The 16,121-nt window shown below is 40.2% G+C and carries 15 protein-coding genes, 1 rRNA gene and 1 pseudogene; all 17 read right to left on the bottom strand.

Going from position 1 to position 16,121, the window contains the following annotated elements:
• Positions 1-164, bottom strand: a 16S ribosomal RNA gene (locus HNQ84_RS13015); the annotation flags it as partial.
• 259 nt (positions 165-423) lie between these two features.
• Entirely contained in the window at positions 424-1,908 is a 1,485-nt protein-coding gene (gene lysS / locus HNQ84_RS13010) for a lysine--tRNA ligase (protein ID WP_435622368.1), read from the bottom strand.
• A 69-nt stretch (positions 1,909-1,977) separates the two neighbouring features.
• Positions 1,978-2,979, bottom strand: coding sequence for a tRNA dihydrouridine synthase DusB (dusB, locus tag HNQ84_RS13005; RefSeq protein WP_032101683.1), 1,002 nt, complete (start codon positions 2,977-2,979; stop codon positions 1,978-1,980).
• Positions 2,979-3,515 (bottom strand): 2-amino-4-hydroxy-6-hydroxymethyldihydropteridine diphosphokinase, encoded by a 537-nt coding sequence (gene folK / locus HNQ84_RS13000; RefSeq protein ID WP_055441853.1) that lies wholly within the window; start codon positions 3,513-3,515, stop codon positions 2,979-2,981. Before folK ends, dusB begins: the two co-directional genes overlap by 1 nt.
• A 3-nt stretch (positions 3,516-3,518) precedes the next feature.
• Positions 3,519-3,881, bottom strand: a complete 363-nt coding sequence (gene folB, locus HNQ84_RS12995) for a dihydroneopterin aldolase (protein ID WP_435622367.1) — start codon at positions 3,879-3,881, stop codon at positions 3,519-3,521.
• Positions 3,871-4,647, bottom strand: a complete 777-nt coding sequence (gene folP, locus HNQ84_RS12990) for a dihydropteroate synthase (protein ID WP_245191203.1) — start codon at positions 4,645-4,647, stop codon at positions 3,871-3,873. Before folP ends, folB begins: the two co-directional genes overlap by 11 nt.
• Before the next feature lie 56 nt (positions 4,648-4,703).
• Positions 4,704-5,573: an aminodeoxychorismate lyase gene (gene pabC, locus HNQ84_RS12985; protein WP_435622366.1), complete on the bottom strand. Its 870-nt coding sequence runs from the start codon at positions 5,571-5,573 to the stop codon at positions 4,704-4,706.
• A 12-nt stretch (positions 5,574-5,585) separates the two neighbouring features.
• A complete protein-coding gene (gene pabA, locus HNQ84_RS12980; protein ID WP_032101688.1) occupies positions 5,586-6,155 on the bottom strand; it encodes an aminodeoxychorismate/anthranilate synthase component II in 570 nt (189 codons plus the stop codon).
• A 5-nt stretch (positions 6,156-6,160) separates the two neighbouring features.
• Positions 6,161-7,585: an anthranilate synthase component I gene (gene trpE / locus HNQ84_RS12975; protein ID WP_435622365.1), complete on the bottom strand. Its 1,425-nt coding sequence runs from the start codon at positions 7,583-7,585 to the stop codon at positions 6,161-6,163.
• A gap of 96 nt (positions 7,586-7,681) precedes the next feature.
• On the bottom strand, positions 7,682-8,608 hold the full coding sequence (gene cysK, locus HNQ84_RS12970) for a cysteine synthase A (protein ID WP_055441859.1): 927 nt from the start codon (positions 8,606-8,608) through the stop codon (positions 7,682-7,684).
• A gap of 77 nt (positions 8,609-8,685) precedes the next feature.
• Positions 8,686-9,573, bottom strand: coding sequence for an Hsp33 family molecular chaperone HslO (gene hslO / locus HNQ84_RS12965; protein ID WP_032101725.1), 888 nt, complete (start codon positions 9,571-9,573; stop codon positions 8,686-8,688).
• A gap of 5 nt (positions 9,574-9,578) precedes the next feature.
• On the bottom strand, positions 9,579-10,352 hold the full coding sequence (locus HNQ84_RS12960; protein WP_435622364.1) for a type III pantothenate kinase: 774 nt from the start codon (positions 10,350-10,352) through the stop codon (positions 9,579-9,581).
• Positions 10,353-10,452: 100 nt separating this feature from the next.
• Complete coding sequence (gene ftsH, locus HNQ84_RS12955; protein WP_055441861.1) at positions 10,453-12,336, bottom strand: ATP-dependent zinc metalloprotease FtsH; 1,884 nt, start codon at positions 12,334-12,336, stop codon at positions 10,453-10,455.
• Positions 12,337-12,422: 86 nt separating this feature from the next.
• On the bottom strand, positions 12,423-12,968 hold the full coding sequence (gene hpt, locus HNQ84_RS12950) for a hypoxanthine phosphoribosyltransferase (RefSeq protein WP_032101693.1): 546 nt from the start codon (positions 12,966-12,968) through the stop codon (positions 12,423-12,425).
• Between the two features lie 20 nt (positions 12,969-12,988).
• Complete coding sequence (tilS, locus tag HNQ84_RS12945) at positions 12,989-14,371, bottom strand: tRNA lysidine(34) synthetase TilS (RefSeq protein ID WP_435622363.1); 1,383 nt, start codon at positions 14,369-14,371, stop codon at positions 12,989-12,991.
• A gap of 76 nt (positions 14,372-14,447) precedes the next feature.
• Positions 14,448-15,401, bottom strand: coding sequence for a serine/threonine protein kinase PrkT (gene prkT / locus HNQ84_RS12940; protein ID WP_435622369.1), 954 nt, complete (start codon positions 15,399-15,401; stop codon positions 14,448-14,450).
• Positions 15,364-16,119, bottom strand: a pseudogene (locus HNQ84_RS12935) (vWA domain-containing protein); the annotation flags it as partial. The gene prkT and the pseudogene HNQ84_RS12935, both read right to left, overlap by 38 nt.
• Positions 16,120-16,121 lie beyond the last annotated feature (2 nt).

Below are 16,121 nucleotides of genomic sequence, written 5' to 3'. Positions count from 1 at the left end.
CGATTTCTCGGTGTTATCCCCGTCTACAGGGCAGGTTGCCCACGTGTTACTCACCCGTCCGCCGCTAACGAATCAAAAGCAAGCTTTTGATTCGTTCGCTCGACTTGCATGTATTAGGCACGCCGCCAGCGTTCGTCCTGAGCCAGGATCAAACTCTCCATAAAAAAGTTATCCTTAGCTTTCGTACGCTTTTCGCTTCGTTCAGTTTTCAAGGAACATCTTTGCCGCTCTTTGAGCGACTTTTTTAATATAACATTTACTATTTTTCTTGTCAACAACTTTTTTATTTTTTATTTTTACATGTTACCTTTAATACGGACGCTTAGTAATATATCACATTTCATCATCTTTAAGCAAGATGTTTTTTTATTTTTTTAAGAAAAACTGAGTAAGGAAAAATACCTCACTCAGTTTTTCTCAAAATTATTTATGACGCATTTGAGGGAACAACAATACATCGCGGATCGATGGTGAGTTCGTTAACAACATAACAAGACGATCAATACCAATCCCTAATCCGCCTGTTGGTGGCATTCCATATTCTAACGCTTCAATAAAATCTTCGTCCATCTCATGCGCCTCGTCATTTCCTTGTTCTTTTTCTTTCAATTGCGCTTCAAATCGTTCACGTTGATCGATTGGGTCATTTAGTTCTGTAAACGCATTTGCATGTTCACGCGCAACAATAAATAGTTCAAATCGATCTGTGAAGCGTGGATCTTCTGGATTTTTCTTCGCTAAAGGCGAAATTTCAACCGGATGACCATAAATAAATGTTGGTTGAATAAGATGTTTTTCTACTTTTTGTTCGAAAAATTCGTTTACGATATGACCAAATGTCATATGTGGGGCTACTTCTACCCCATGTTCTTTCGCTAATTGACGTGCTTCTTCATCACTCATATGCTTCCAAAAATCAACGCCCACATACTCTTTGATCGCATCAACCATATGGAGTCGTTTCCATGATGGTGTTAAATCTACTTCATACTCTCCGTATTGAATTTTTGTCGTTCCAAGCACTTCTTGGGCAATGTGCGCGATCATATCTTCTGTTAATTTCATAATATCTGTATAGTCAGCATATGCCTCATAAAGCTCAAGCATTGTAAACTCTGGATTATGGCGCGTTGAAATACCCTCATTTCGGAACACACGACCAATTTCATATACTTTTTCTAATCCACCAACAATTAAACGTTTTAGGTGTAGCTCAATTGCAATACGCATATACAACGTCATATCTAAAGCGTTGTGATGCGTAATAAATGGACGAGCGGCCGCTCCCCCAGCAATGGAATGCATCATTGGCGTCTCCACTTCTAAATATCCTTTTTGATCTAAATAGCGACGCATCGATTGAATAATTAAACTGCGTGTAATAAATGTTTTTTTACTTTCTGGATTCATAATTAAATCGAGGTAACGTTGACGATAGCGTTGTTCGATATCTTTAAGCCCGTGATATTTTTCAGGGAGTGGTCGCAACGATTTTGTCAACATTTCATACGAATGTGCCTTAATAGACAATTCCCCTACTTTTGTTTTGAATACGGTTCCTTGGACACCGACAATATCACCTAAATCTGATGTATCAAAAATTTCATACTGCTCTTCACCAACGTCATCTTTGCGCACATAAATTTGAATTTGTCCTGTTAAATCTTGAATATGCGCAAATCCCGCTTTCCCTTTGCCACGCTTTGTCATAATGCGACCAGCGATAGAAACATGAATTTGCTTTTCTTCCAATTCTTCTTTTGATAAATGACCGTATAACGTAAACAATTCTTCTGCGTGATGCGTACGCTCGAATCGTTTTCCAAATGGATCGATCCCTTTTTCGCGTAACTTATGTAACTTTTCACGACGAACCAACAGCTGATCATTTAATTCTTCATGCGACATAAGAATTCACTCCAATAACCGTTTATTTTTTTAAGAAATACTGCCAGCATAAGCTGCTGACAGTATGTTTTACGATTCTATTGCAACATGATGTTCTTTGGATTCAACTTCTTCGACAAAATTCATCAACAACGTCACAAGTTCATCACGCGTCTGGCATTCATTTATCGCATTGCGAACTTTGGCATTTCCACGAATGCCTTTTAAATACCATGCCGCGTGTTTACGCATCTCTTTTACAGCAATATATTCATTTTTCAAAGCAATTAAACGATCTAAATGCAAAATACACACTTCGATTTTTTCACGCACAGACGGTTCCGGAATGAGCTCACCTGTTTCCAAATAACGAACAGTACGATAAATCATCCATGGATTACCGAGGGCAGCACGCCCAATCATCACTCCATCGACACCTGTTTGTTCTAACATTCGTTTGGCATCTTGAGGAGTCTGCACATCACCGTTACCGATAACAGGAATGTTAACCGCTTCTTTTACTTGTTTAATGACGTTCCAGTCCGCTTTTCCTTCATACATTTGTACGCGCGTTCGTCCATGAACAGCAACTGCTTGTCCACCGGCCCGTTCTACTGCCTGAGCATTTTCGACAGCATAAATATGATTTTCATCCCAACCGATTCGCATTTTTACTGTGACTGGCTTCTCTACTGCATCAACAACGGCTGCTACCATATCGTAAATTTTATTTGGATCTAATAGCCATTTTGCTCCTGCATCACATTTTGTAATTTTCGGTACGGGACACCCCATATTAATATCAATGATATCGGCGTTTGTATGTTGATCCACATATTTAGCTGCTTGTACAAGCGTTTCTTTTTCCCCACCAAAGATTTGTAAGCTTAATGGCTTTTCACGTTCATCGATATAAAGCATACCCATCGTTTTTGGGTTATTAAATAAGATCGCTTTGTCGCTCACCATCTCCGCACAAACAAGTCCAGCACCGAACTCTTTTACAGTTAGACGAAAAGCCGAATTACATACTCCTGCCATCGGTGCAAGCACGACAGGGTTATTGATTTGTACATTCCCAATCTTGAACATTACCCCCCCTCCTTTCCTGAAGGCATAAATAGTTCCGCTACTGCTTCTCGACTCTTCCATATACGAACTCCTTGATCGGATAACTGTTCAACATACGAACGTAAAGGACGTTGAACAGATGGAATAATTAAAGATTCATCTATTTCAAACAACGGGATGAGTACAAACGCCCGTTCAAGCATACGCGGATGTGGAATAATAAGTTGCTCTGTTTCAATATTTTCATGATTATATAGCAAAATGTCAAGGTCTAACGTGCGTGGACCCCAATGCACTTCCCGCTTGCGACCAAACTGTTTTTCAATGTCCATCGCGGCTGCCAACAAAGCAAATGGAGATAACGATGTAACCACCTTGACAACCATATTTAAAAAGCAAGCTTGGTCAACATATCCAACGGGATCTGTTTCATAAATTGAGGATGTCGCTAAAACGGAAATATGTGTATGATCACGTAACGCCATTACCGCTTTGCGCAAATATTCAAAACGGTCACCGATATTCGAACCTAATGCAATATAAGAAATATGTTCCATTTATTAACGTCCTCTCGTAATTTCAACCGCCACATATGCATAGTGACCTTTAATTGGCGGATTTGGTTTCGTTACTTTGACAGTACACGATGACACCGTTGCATACGTGGATAAAATTTGCTCAGCAATGCGTTCCGCCACAGCCTCAATTAATTTAAATGGCTTTCCTTCAACAATACTTTGACATATGTCGTATATATGTGCATAGTTCACTGTTTTATTTAAATCATCGGTTATGCCCGCTTGTTTTAAACTTGTTTCGATGATGACATCAACATAAAAACGTTGGCCGAGTTTATTTTCCTCTGGGAACACTCCGTGATAACCGTAAAACTCCATTTGTTGAACGTAAATTTTATCCCTCATGCTCCACCCCTTTTCCTAGCATCGCATCCATCATTTTAGCCATTCTAGCAATCGGTAAAACATCATGTACCCGAACGATGTGCGCCCCTTTTGCAATACCGAGGCAAACCGTCGCTCCCGTTCCCTCTAATCGATCATATACCGGCAAGTCGAGTACATGCCCGATAAATGATTTTCGCGATGTCCCTAACAAAATGGGATAATGAAGAACTGCAAGTTCATCTAACCGACGCATCACTTCCAAATTATGCTCTACTGTTTTGGCAAACCCGATCCCTGGATCAATAATAATTTGTTCATCTTTCACACCAGCTTGTTTAACTATATGGATACTTTCTTTTAAATCGTTAATCATATCGGAAATGATATCTTTATAGTTCCGATCGTGACGATTGTGCATTAATACAATTGGCACACCGTAATGAACAGCTACTTGAGCCATATTCGAGTCCGCTTTCGCTCCCCAAACATCATTAATTATCGTCGCCCCAGCTTCGATGGCTTGTTTGGCTACTTCCGCCTTATACGTATCAATTGAAATTGGCACATCCACCGCTTTAGCGACTGCTTCTACAATTGGAATGACGCGACGCAACTCCTCTTCAAGTGATACTTTTTCAGCTCCAGGACGAGTCGATTCTCCCCCAATATCAATAATGTGCGCTCCTTCAACTACAAGTTGCTTGGCACGTTCAACAGCTTGCTCTACATGATTATACTTTCCTCCATCAGAAAAAGAGTCGGGGGTAGCATTTAAAATTCCCATGATGATCGTTTGTTTTCTCAAATCAAGTTTATGCTTTCCGCAATAAATAATATCGCTCAATTGACGTACCCATCCTTTCTTTCATACCTTGTCCATAAATGTGTAGTAAAAGAGGCATACGCACGTTGGAGACGACTCGTCATTTCCCCACATTTCCCGGGATATACATCACCATCTAGCCGACAAACGGGCACGATTTCTTGAATGGAATTTGTTAAAAATATTTCATCTGCTTCTTTGAGTTGTTGCAGTGAATAATATCCTTCTTGTACATCGACTCCCCATGAACGCAACAAGTCGATGATAAACAATCGTGTTACACCGTTTAAAATACCTGTTTCTAGCGAAGGAGTGTACACGGTGCCGTCTTTTGCCCAAAAAACGTTCGAGACAATACCTTCTGCTACAAATCCTTCTTTTGTAAGAAAAATACCTTCTACATTTGGTTGATGACCAATTTCTTGTTTACCTAAAATATTGTTTAAATAATGGTGAGACTTTAAACGAATCGGGCCTTCCGGTGTATTCCGTCTCACTTGTAATGTTTTACATACTTTTTCTTCTGAAAACGTCGGAATCGGTTTCATATACATAATAATCGTCGGATCTGTATACGGTTCTACTTGCAGTCCAACGTCTCCGATTCCAGCAGATATATTTAGGCGAACATACGCATCACGATAACCGTTAGCCTTTAACAGTTGAGAAAGAATTGGCAACACATCATTTCGGGTGATGGAAAATGAAATATTTAACATATCGAGCCCGTTTTGAATACGTGTTAAATGATCGTCAAGTAAAAACGGATGTCCATCGTATATACGAAACGTTTCAAACACTCCAAGCCCATACATAAACCCGTGATCAAACGGAGAAATGCGTGCATCTTCTTTTTTTACGATTTGTCCGTTGACATAAATAAACATATATCATCACTTTCATCTGTATAATGTAATAAAGTTTTTAAGCATTTCTAACCCATGCTCCGTCATAATTGATTCTGGGTGAAATTGAACCCCTTCAATTGGCAATGTTTTATGACGAATAGCCATAATCTCTCCTTCTTCTGTCCATGCAGAAATTTCAAAGCAATCTGGCAACGTCTCTTTTTTTACAATTAACGAGTGATAACGAGTAGCAACAAACGGATTAGGGATGTGAGTAAAAATCGTTTTTCCGTCATGAAAAATCGATGATGTTTTGCCATGCATTAAGCGTTCAGCGCGGACAACTTCCCCCCCAAACACTTGTGCAATCGACTGATGACCAAGACATACACCAAAAATCGGAATCTTCCCAGCGAAATATTCAATAGCTTCCATGCTAATACCCGCTTCGTTCGGACTGCATGGGCCAGGTGAAATCATTAAAAAATGCGGTTGAAGTTGTTCAATTTGCTCAATCGTCACTTCATCATTTCGTTTGACAATTAGCTCTTCTCCTAATTGCCCTAAATATTGAACGAGGTTATACGTAAAGGAATCATAATTATCAATCATTAAAATCATTTGGCTCACCTCATGCTTAATTGTACGTGCTCTTCTTCGCTCAGCTCTTTTGCCTTCCATAAGGCAAATGCTTTCTTTAAACATTCTTTATACTCGTGTTGCGGTTGTGAATCAATGACAATTCCTGCTCCTGCTTGCACATACGCAAGACCGTCTTTCGCAATCATGGTCCGAATCGCAATATTTAACTCCATATCACCATTAAATCCGATCCAACCGATGGAACCTGTATAAATGCCGCGGCGAACAGGTTCAAGCTCCTCGATAATTTCCATCGTTCGCACTTTCGGAGCTCCCGTAATCGTTCCGCCTGGGAAAGTAGCTGATATGACATCGAATGCATCTTTTCCGGCTGCAAGCTGACCAGAAACATGAGAGACGAGGTGCATGACATGAGAATATTTTTCAATAACCATAAACTCATCTACTTTCACCGTTCCGTATGCACATACACGTCCAAGGTCATTCCGTTCTAAATCAACGAGCATTAAATGTTCCGCGCGCTCTTTTTCATTTGCTAATAGTGACTGCGCAATTTGTTCATCTTCTTGAATCGTTTTACCACGTGAACGTGTTCCTGCAATCGGGCGCGTACTTACATACTCACCTTTCTTTTTTACAAGTAGTTCCGGAGAACCGCTTACGATTTGAAATTCAGGGAAATGCATATACGCCATATACGGCGATGGATTTAATGTGCGTAATTTCTCATAAATCGTAAACGGATGTGTGAGTAAGCGTTTCGATTGTCGTACAGACAAGTTCACTTGAAAAACATCACCTTGCGCAATATACGACCGCACTTTTTCGACAGCTTCCATAAACTGTTTTTCGCTCATGGACACCGTTTCTTCTTTTTCGTAGTTCGGAATAAACGGACGGGAAACGCCGGAAACATCGGTTGTCCATAGTTGCTCGTATCGCTCGAGGCGCTCGCTCGCTTGTTGTTCTTCCCCTTCTACATAATGAGTAATGAAATAAAGGGAAGATTCACAATGATCATATACGAACACATCATCAAATACTAAAAAATATAAATCCGGCATATTCAAGTCATCACATGCAATAGAAGGAAGATTTTCAATATAACGAGCACAATCGTAACTAATATAGCCAATGGCCCCCCCTTGAAAATCAGGTCCTTCTTCTAACTTGTCTGTTTTCCATTGATTGAACCATTTTTTCAACGATTGCAATATGTTCCCGTCAAATGTTTCGGTACGATGCTTTTGCCATACTGTCAGTTTGTCGTCTTTACCAATGATCACTGCAAATGGTTGCAAACCGACTATGCTATATCGGCCGTCTCGCCCGCTTTCAAGAACGACATGATGCAACTGTTGCCGCGATAAATCTTTATATTGCGAAAACCAATCGCGTTGTGCGTATGTGACTTTTTTGATCATTGCTCTTCGCCTTTGCTTGCTCAAAGATGCCACTCCTCTCCATCAGTCCATACGCTTATTGTACAACGAACATATAGAAACAATCACGAAAAAAAATTCGGCAAGAATGTCCTTGCCGAATTACTCCTCAAACTGATACAATGGTGTGCTTAAATAACGTTCACCGTTACTCGGGATAATAGCTAATACTTTCTTTCCTTTTCCTAATTTTTTCGCTACTTGCAATGCGACATGAATGGCTGCGCCTGATGAAATCCCTCCTAAAATACCTTCTTGGCGAGCGGCTAGACGAGCGGCAGCAAATGCTTCTTCTGTCTTTACAGTAACGACTTCATCGTAAATAGATGTATTTAAAATATCAGGAACGAAACCTGCTCCAATTCCTTGAATTTTATGTGGACCTGGCTTTCCACCAGACAGTACAGGAGAATCGGCTGGTTCAACAGCATAAATTTTAATGTTTGGATACGCTTGACGCAACACTTCTCCAGCCCCTGTAATTGTTCCGCCTGTTCCGATTCCAGCTACAAATGCGTCTAGTTGGTCACCCATTTGCTCAACGATCTCTTTTCCTGTTGTTAAGCGATGCACTTCTGGGTTTGCTTCATTTTTAAATTGTTGCGGCATAAAATATCCGTGCTCTTGTGCGAGCTGTTCCGCTTTTTGAATCGCTCCACGCATTCCTTCGCTTCCTGGCGTTAAAACAAGTTCTGCCCCGTAAGCACGAAGTAAGTTACGACGCTCTAAACTCATCGTATCAGGCATAACGAAAATGGCTTTATATCCTTTTGCAGCGGCAACCATTGCCAAACCAATTCCCGTATTTCCACTCGTCGGTTCAATAATTGTGTCACCAGGCTGAATTTTTCCTGCTTTCTCGGCTGCTTCAATCATCGCCAACGCAATACGGTCTTTCACACTGCTCCCTGGGTTCATAAACTCCAACTTTAAATATACATCTGCACTATCTTCATCAACGATGCGATTTAACTTTACTACCGGTGTTTGACCAATTAACTCTGTAATAGATTGTACTACACGTGCCATCTCATTCACCCCTAATCCCGAGTATTTTTATAGAATTTGTAACCAATTTATCAGTTATTTTCGAAATTGTCAATCATTTATTTTTGTTTTGCTAACTTTTTTAATTCTTCGAGATCTTCAGCTGAAAATGCATATGTTTCATTACAGAAATGACAAGACGCCTCGGCTTTTCCTTCTTCATCAATTATTTGTTGAATTTCTTCCGCCCCTAAGCTAATAATCGCATCAGCTACACGCTCACGCGAGCAACGACAAACGAATGAAACCGGCATTGTTTCAAGAATTTTTACATTTTGCTCGCCGCCAAGCAATGCATATAAAATTTGTTCCGGTGTTAAGCCACTTTCAATCATTTTTGAAATTGGTGGGATGGTAGCTAAATTTTTTTCAATATGTGCAATTGTTTTTTCTTCTGTACCCGGCATGAGTTGTAAAATAAAACCACCAGCCGCTAATATCGTATAATCTGGATTGACTAGTACACCAACCCCAACCGATGATGGCGTTTGTTCAGAGGAAACGAAATAGTATGTAAAATCCTCACCAAGCTCCCCAGATACAAGCGGAACTTGTCCTGTAAAATAGTCACGTAATCCTAAATCTTTTACAACAGTTAACGTTCCATTCGTTCCAACTGCCCGAGCAACATCAAGCTTTCCGTTTGCATTTAATTCAAAATGAACATGCGGATTAGATACATAACCACGTACATGGCCTTTGGCGTTACTATCAACGAGAATGTGTCCAATAGGTCCGCCACCTTCAATTTTAATTGTAATTTGGCTATCTCCTTTTAACATCGCCCCCATCATCACACCTGCTGTCATCGCACGACCAAGTGCTGCAGATGCTGTGGGCCATGTTTGATGTCTTCTCTGCGCCTCCCGTACTGTTTCTGTTGTTCGCACGGCATATGCACGCACTTGACCACCGTATGCTAGCGCTTTTACTAAATAATCTGCCATCGCTGTCACTCACCTTTCTTGTTTCGCTCATATAACAACTGTAATCCTTTTAACGTTAAAAAAGGATCGACGATATCAATGACATTCGATTCATGAGCAATTAAAGATGCTAATCCACCTGTCGCAATAACTTTTGGAGGAATGACACTGTTTTCTTTCATTCGCGACACAATTCCTTCCACTTGTCCGACATATCCATATAAAATGCCTGCTTGCATCGCACTGACTGTATTTTTTCCAATAATGTCATCCGGACGGGCAATTTCAATACGCGGAAGTTTAGCGGCTCGAGAATAAAGCGCTTCTGTAGAAATCGTAATCCCTGGCGCAATAGCCCCTCCCATATATTGCTTATGTTCATTAATATAGCAATATGTTGTCGCAGTACCGAAATCGACAATAATGAGCGGCGCACCGTACAAATGAATGCCTGCTACCGCATTAACGATTCGGTCCGCTCCGACTTCTTTCGGGTTGTCGTACTTAATGTTCAACCCCGTTTTAATGCCAGGACCTACAATAAGCGGCTTAATATGAAAATATTTTGTGCACATGCGCTCTAATGCAAACATAATTGGGGGAACAACAGAAGAAATAATAATGCCATCAATGTCAGAAAAGCGCAAGCCGACATCTTGCAATAACATTTTGATCATCATTCCATATTCATCTTCTGTTTTGCTTCGGCTCGTTTCAATGCGCCAATGAAACTTGAGCTCATCCCCATCATATACACCTAATACTGTGTTTGTGTTTCCAACGTCTAATACAAAAATCATCACTCATCCCCACTTTTTCACAATTTGTTCCTTTTTTCATCATATCATAATCGTTTAACCCGACGGTAAAAAAAGATGCCTCTTATAAAAAGAGACACCTTTATTCTTCTTTTTTCGTTTGAATATTTACTTTTACTTCTTCTTGTTTATTGTCATTTCGATTTGGTAACGTACCATGTTCGAACAAATGTTTAATTTGCTCGGCATCAAGTGTTTCCACTTCAAGCAATGTATTGGCAATCAATTCTAATTTGTCACGGTTTTCCGTTAGTAAGCGTCTCGCCTTTTCGTAACATTCTTTAATAATGCGTTGCATCTCAAGATCAATTTCATATGCGATTTGGTCACTATAATTTTGCTCATTATGCAAATCACGACCTAAGAACACTTGACCATGAGACTGACCAAACTGCATTGGTCCAAGCTTATCGCTCATTCCAAACTCTGTAACCATACGGCGAGCAATACTTGTTGCGCGTTGGAAGTCATTATGCGCTCCTGTGCTGACTTCGCCAAATACGATTTCCTCAGCCACCCGTCCGCCAAGAAGCCCCGTAATTTTATCAAGCAACTCTGGTTTCGTCATAAAATAACGATCTTCTTTCGGTAACATGACCGCATATCCACCAGCTTGACCGCGTGGCACAATCGTTACTTTGTGGACCATTTCCGCATCCGCAAGCACCATACCAATGACAGTATGACCCGCTTCATGATAAGCGACAATTTTTCGCTCTTTTTCAGAAATAACGCGACTTTTCTTAGCAGGACCAGCAATGACGCGATCCGTTGCTTCATCAATATCGCTCATATCAATTTTTTTCTTGTTCCGCCGAGCAGCAACGAGTGCAGCCTCATTTAATAAGTTTTCTAAATCAGCACCAGAAAAACCAGGCGTACGCATCGCAATCGCTTTTAAATCGACTGACTCATCGAGTGGCTTATTGCGTGCATGCACGCGAAGGACAGCTTCGCGACCTTTCACATCTGGGCGATCGACCGTAATTTGTCGGTCAAAACGACCTGGACGTAAAAGGGCAGGGTCTAAAATGTCAGGACGGTTTGTCGCAGCGATAATGATAATTCCTTCGTTTCCACTGAATCCATCCATTTCAACAAGCAATTGGTTTAATGTTTGCTCCCGCTCATCGTGGCCTCCACCTAAACCAGCACCACGTTGACGTCCAACTGCATCAATTTCATCAATAAAAATAATACAAGGAGCGTTTTTCTTCGCTGTTTCAAATAAATCACGTACACGCGAAGCACCGACACCGACAAACATTTCAACAAAATCTGAACCACTGATGGAGAAAAACGGAACACCAGCTTCTCCAGCAACCGCCCTCGCTAGTAACGTTTTTCCCGTTCCAGGTGGTCCGACGAGAAGAACGCCTTTTGGAATGCGAGCCCCGAGTTCGACAAATTTACGAGGATCTTTTAGAAACTCGACAATTTCAACAAGTTCTTGTTTTTCTTCATCCGCACCAGCAACATCTTTAAAGCGAACACGTTTCTTATCTTCGTTATACAGTTTCGCACGGCTTTTGCCAAAATTCATGACCCGACTGCCGCCGCCTTGCGCTTGGTTTAGTAAAAAGAAGAACAAAATAAAAATAATGATAAACGGAATAATGGACGTAAAAAATGTCACCCATCCGCTCGTTTCATCCGCAGGCAACACTTCTACTTTTGCCTGTTTTGCCGCCTCATCAATTCGCTGAAGAACTTGCGGGCTGTTGGCTACGTAAGTTGTAAAAAACTGTCCTTCTGCGTACGTTTTGAGTTGTCCACGAATTTCATAAACTCCTCGCTCTGGCTTCAACGAGACATACTTTACATCACCGTTTTCTAAATGGGTAATGAACGCATCGTACGTCATCCGCTCCGCCCGTTGATTGCCGCCATTCAAAAAGCTAACAACACCAATGACGACAAGAAAAATAAGTAAGTAAAAGATTGTATTACGGAAAATGCGGTTCATCTCCTACCTCCTCCCACACTTAAAACACGCTATAGTCAATAGTATCATAGAAAAACGTTCCAAAACAAACGATGTGCATGAAAAAATTATTTGCTGTACACTTCTGGTTTTAACACACCGATGTACGGAAGATTTCGGTATTTCTCACAATAGTCTAACCCATAACCGACAACGAATTCATCCGGAACGATAAAACCGACATAATCTGCCTCAATATTCGCTTTTCGACCAGACGGTTTATCAAGCAAAGTTACAATTTTAATCGATTTTGCTTTGCGATAACGGAATAAATCGGCTAAATAGCTTAACGTTAAGCCGCTATCAATAATATCTTCAATAATGAGTACGTCGCGCCCTTCAACCGATGTGTTTAAATCTTTTAAAATTTTGACTTCTCCTGATGATACCGTTGCATTTCCATAGCTTGATACATCCATAAAATCAATTTCTAAATATGTATCTACATGCTTAATTAAATCTGCCATAAATGGCATTGCGCCTTTTAGTACGCCAACCGCAAGCGGAAAGCGCCCTTCATATTCTTTCGTCAATAATGCTCCCAACTCTTTTACCTTTTGTTGAATTTGTTCTTCCGTAATTAAAATTTTTTCCATATCTTGATGCATACCCATATTCTTTCCTCCTACATCATTCATTGCTTTTTATAGTGTAATACAATATAGCGATTTTTTGTAATATTTGTTGCTGTATAAGCTGATTTTTTTACACCCGGAATCCATATAATGTTTCCGTTTGCATCTTCGACGATTGGCCATTGTGCCCGCTCGCTTGCTGGAATTTTTTCATCAATAAAAATACGCGATACTTTTTTCGGATGCTCCATTCCTTTTACTTTCATACGATCTCCATCATTTCGCGTTCGTACGCGAAGGGGTAGCCTTAACTGGTCAGCATCAAATACAACATAATTATCGCCTTCAACGAAAGGATAGTGATCAACCAACTGACTGATCAGTTGACATCCATTTGGTAATACGAGCGTATCAGGAACATGGAAAAGAAATTCATATTCATTCGTTTGTTCCTGTTGAAACGTAAATATACACACCTCATATTGACGAATAACTTTTAATCCGTTTGGAAAATGAAGCATACCTGAAGGATGTTGCCGTTTTAAAAATTGTAACGCTTGATTTATATGTATAGAAGATAATGACGATGGGACATTCCCATAAAGATAGTTTAATATTAGTTGAATCCCTCGTCTTTGTAAAGGTTTTGGCATGCTCATAAACGAAAGGATATCTATACGGACACATCCTTCTTTTTGGTCGGCAACATGTTTTAACCTTTCTTTTGTCACTTGTTCTAAAAACGCTTCATCTTCGCTCATCATCTCGCTAAACTGTTGAATATGTTCATGAACCCGACTGTTTTCCTGTTTAAAAAAAGGCAAAACGAAATGACGGAAACGGTTGCGCGTGTAATCATCTTTTTCATTGCTCGGATCTTGGCGAGGATGTAACCCGTTGTTTTGACAATATTGATCGATTCGCTGTCGATCAATACATAAAAAAGGACGAATAATATATCCATTACTAAATGGTCGCTTTACCGGTATGCCTGCATATCCTTTCGTTGTGCTTCCGCGTACTAGTCGCATAAGTACGGTTTCTATTTGATCATCACCGTGATGACCTAAAGCAACGTAATGCGCATGATATTTCGACATCACCTGCTTAAAGAAAGTATATCGACAGTCACGTGCTGCCTCTTGCACACCCTTCCCTGTTTGCTCCATATATGCCGGGACATTCAGTTGTGTTGCCTCACATATAATACTGCGTTGTTCGCAAAAATGTTTCACAAAATGCATATCTTCTTCTGATTGTTTTCCTCGCAACATATGATCGACATGTGCGACAACAAGTTGAATATCGTAACGCTCCTTCTCGCTCCATAAAAAATGAAGCAATGCTAACGAATCTGGACCTCCCGACACGCCAACAACAACAGTTGTACCACGCTCAAGCAATTGATGCTTTTCGATAAATTCATGCACAACTTCTAGCATACTCTCCCTCTTAGTAACGTCGTTTTTTACAATGGTACCATATCTTATTGCCCACACTCAAAGCGAATGCAAAAAATTAAAGAATTTGAACATACAAATAAACCACATACATAAATAAAAGACAAACAAACAAGAACATCGTCTCTAATAAGCGGAATTTTTTCTTTCCTTTTACGCGCACCGTTCTTCCTTCTCGTTTTTCTTTCTGCTCAGTCGGCTGTTGCATACATTGCAGCAAATCTTTCCTCATTTCATGAGCGCAAGTATACTTCCCATCTAATGCACACCATAATATCTTCTCATATTTTTTTAAATAAGGATGAGAGGAGATCATAAACCGTAGCTGCTCTCGCCCATTTTCTTTTCTTTCAAATCGTTTGGGATAGCACATATTCATCATAATCATCGCAACTGCAAATAAATCATACGAAGGCTCAGCTTTTCTCGTTCCCATGCCCCAATAACCTCGATCAAAAAACTCTGTAAATTCTTTAATCGCTCGCCCACGAATTGTCGTGCCACCTACATCAATTAATCGTACTTTTGGGACCGCCCCGGAAACAATTAAATTGTCTGGTTTTAAATCACCAAACACCCACCCTTTTTCATGTAATTTATGCAAATCGCCTAGTAGCTGTAATATAATAACGATTATCCATTCTTTCCCACGTTTCTGAATAAAAGTTAACAAATCATCCCCTTCAATATATTCCATTACATAAAATGAATAAATCTTTTTTTCATGTGGATGAAGCCAATCATCTACGTCTAATAAACAAGGCCCGAGGGCAATTCCCTGGACCTCCGAAAATCGTTTTAATACGTTTACTTCCGACATCATGGTCGTTGCTTCGTTACTTATCTTCAGCGCCACAAACGCTCGCCCTTCTTTCGCTAAATAAACAACGCCATTCGCCCCTTTACCGAGCGGTTTTATAATTTCATAGCGACGTTTATGCCACTTCCCTTGTATAACCGTCCCCGTTCGAATGTTACATAGATTGTTCGATGTATACATCGTCATCACCATCACGGGTAAATAAACTTTTTAATGAACGTCTTTTTTGGAATTGTTGTACCGCTTCGCGAATGGCTGGACCGGTTGGCGTAATACCACCAGATGTTAGTTTTGGAAATACACTTGAAATTGACTCCATTTTCGGCGTCCAATCTAAAATGCGATCCACCTCTCCCTTTTTCCCGGGAAATACAAAAACAGAAAATTCATTATTTCCCAAACGAGCATTTAAACTAATCGATAAATCTAATAACGCCTCTTTTACTGTTTGTAACTTTGTCTTCATACTTCCGCTTGTGTCTACTAATATTAAAACTTGTAAGTTAACGGTTTCCCCTAATTCTTCAACAACTTCCATCACTTCCCCTCTTTTTTCTGGCGAAAGGTGCTCGATTGAAGCTTGGGAGCCTAAAATTTGTTTCAATTCTTGATTAATAACACCTTGTAACGTCTGTGTCATCGCTTTTCTTGTTACCATCTGTACGGTTTGCGATAATTGTTTAGTATATACGACTTGACTAATTCCACCACCTGATTGAGCTATACCTTCAATTTCACGTAATCCTTGCTCATCAATAATATCTTGGTCAAGCACGCCGATCACATTAACTGTAATTCCTTGTTCTTTTGCTAATGCCGCCATAGCAATTGGATCCTCACCTTGATTAGAACAACCATCTGTAATTAATAAAATTTGACGCAACGTTCCTTTTCGCATATGTTTATCCCCTC

The sequence above is a fragment of the Anoxybacillus eryuanensis genome (assembly GCF_051200995.1).
GTDB classification, from domain to species: domain Bacteria; phylum Bacillota; class Bacilli; order Bacillales; family Anoxybacillaceae; genus Anoxybacillus; species Anoxybacillus tengchongensis.
Note: the sequence above shows the minus strand (reverse complement) of the source record. Positions and strands in the feature narration are given on the sequence as shown.

What these genes read in the sequence shown, in the direction of transcription:
- lysS (WP_435622368.1), bottom strand. Translation starts at nt 1,908, where the DNA reads ATGTCGCATGAAGAATTAAATGATCAGCTGTTGGTTCGTCGTGAAAAG.
- dusB (WP_032101683.1), bottom strand. Translation starts at nt 2,979, where the DNA reads ATGTTCAAGATTGGGAATGTACAAATCAATAACCCTGTCGTGCTTGCA.
- folK (WP_055441853.1), bottom strand. Translation starts at nt 3,515, where the DNA reads ATGGAACATATTTCTTATATTGCATTAGGTTCGAATATCGGTGACCGT.
- folB (WP_435622367.1), bottom strand. Translation starts at nt 3,881, where the DNA reads ATGAGGGATAAAATTTACGTTCAACAAATGGAGTTTTACGGTTATCAC.
- folP (WP_245191203.1), bottom strand. Translation starts at nt 4,647, where the DNA reads ATGGGAATTTTAAATGCTACCCCCGACTCTTTTTCTGATGGAGGAAAG.
- pabC (WP_435622366.1), bottom strand. Translation starts at nt 5,573, where the DNA reads ATGTTTATTTATGTCAACGGACAAATCGTAAAAAAAGAAGATGCACGC.
- pabA (WP_032101688.1), bottom strand. Translation starts at nt 6,155, where the DNA reads ATGATTTTAATGATTGATAATTATGATTCCTTTACGTATAACCTCGTT.
- cysK (WP_055441859.1), bottom strand. Translation starts at nt 8,608, where the DNA reads ATGGCACGTGTAGTACAATCTATTACAGAGTTAATTGGTCAAACACCG.
- hslO (WP_032101725.1), bottom strand. Translation starts at nt 9,573, where the DNA reads ATGGCAGATTATTTAGTAAAAGCGCTAGCATACGGTGGTCAAGTGCGT.
- HNQ84_RS12960 (WP_435622364.1), bottom strand. Translation starts at nt 10,352, where the DNA reads ATGATTTTTGTATTAGACGTTGGAAACACAAACACAGTATTAGGTGTA.
- ftsH (WP_055441861.1), bottom strand. Translation starts at nt 12,336, where the DNA reads ATGAACCGCATTTTCCGTAATACAATCTTTTACTTACTTATTTTTCTT.
- hpt (WP_032101693.1), bottom strand. Translation starts at nt 12,968, where the DNA reads ATGGGTATGCATCAAGATATGGAAAAAATTTTAATTACGGAAGAACAA.
- tilS (WP_435622363.1), bottom strand. Translation starts at nt 14,371, where the DNA reads ATGCTAGAAGTTGTGCATGAATTTATCGAAAAGCATCAATTGCTTGAG.
- prkT (WP_435622369.1), bottom strand. Translation starts at nt 15,401, where the DNA reads ATGGTGATGACGATGTATACATCGAACAATCTATGTAACATTCGAACG.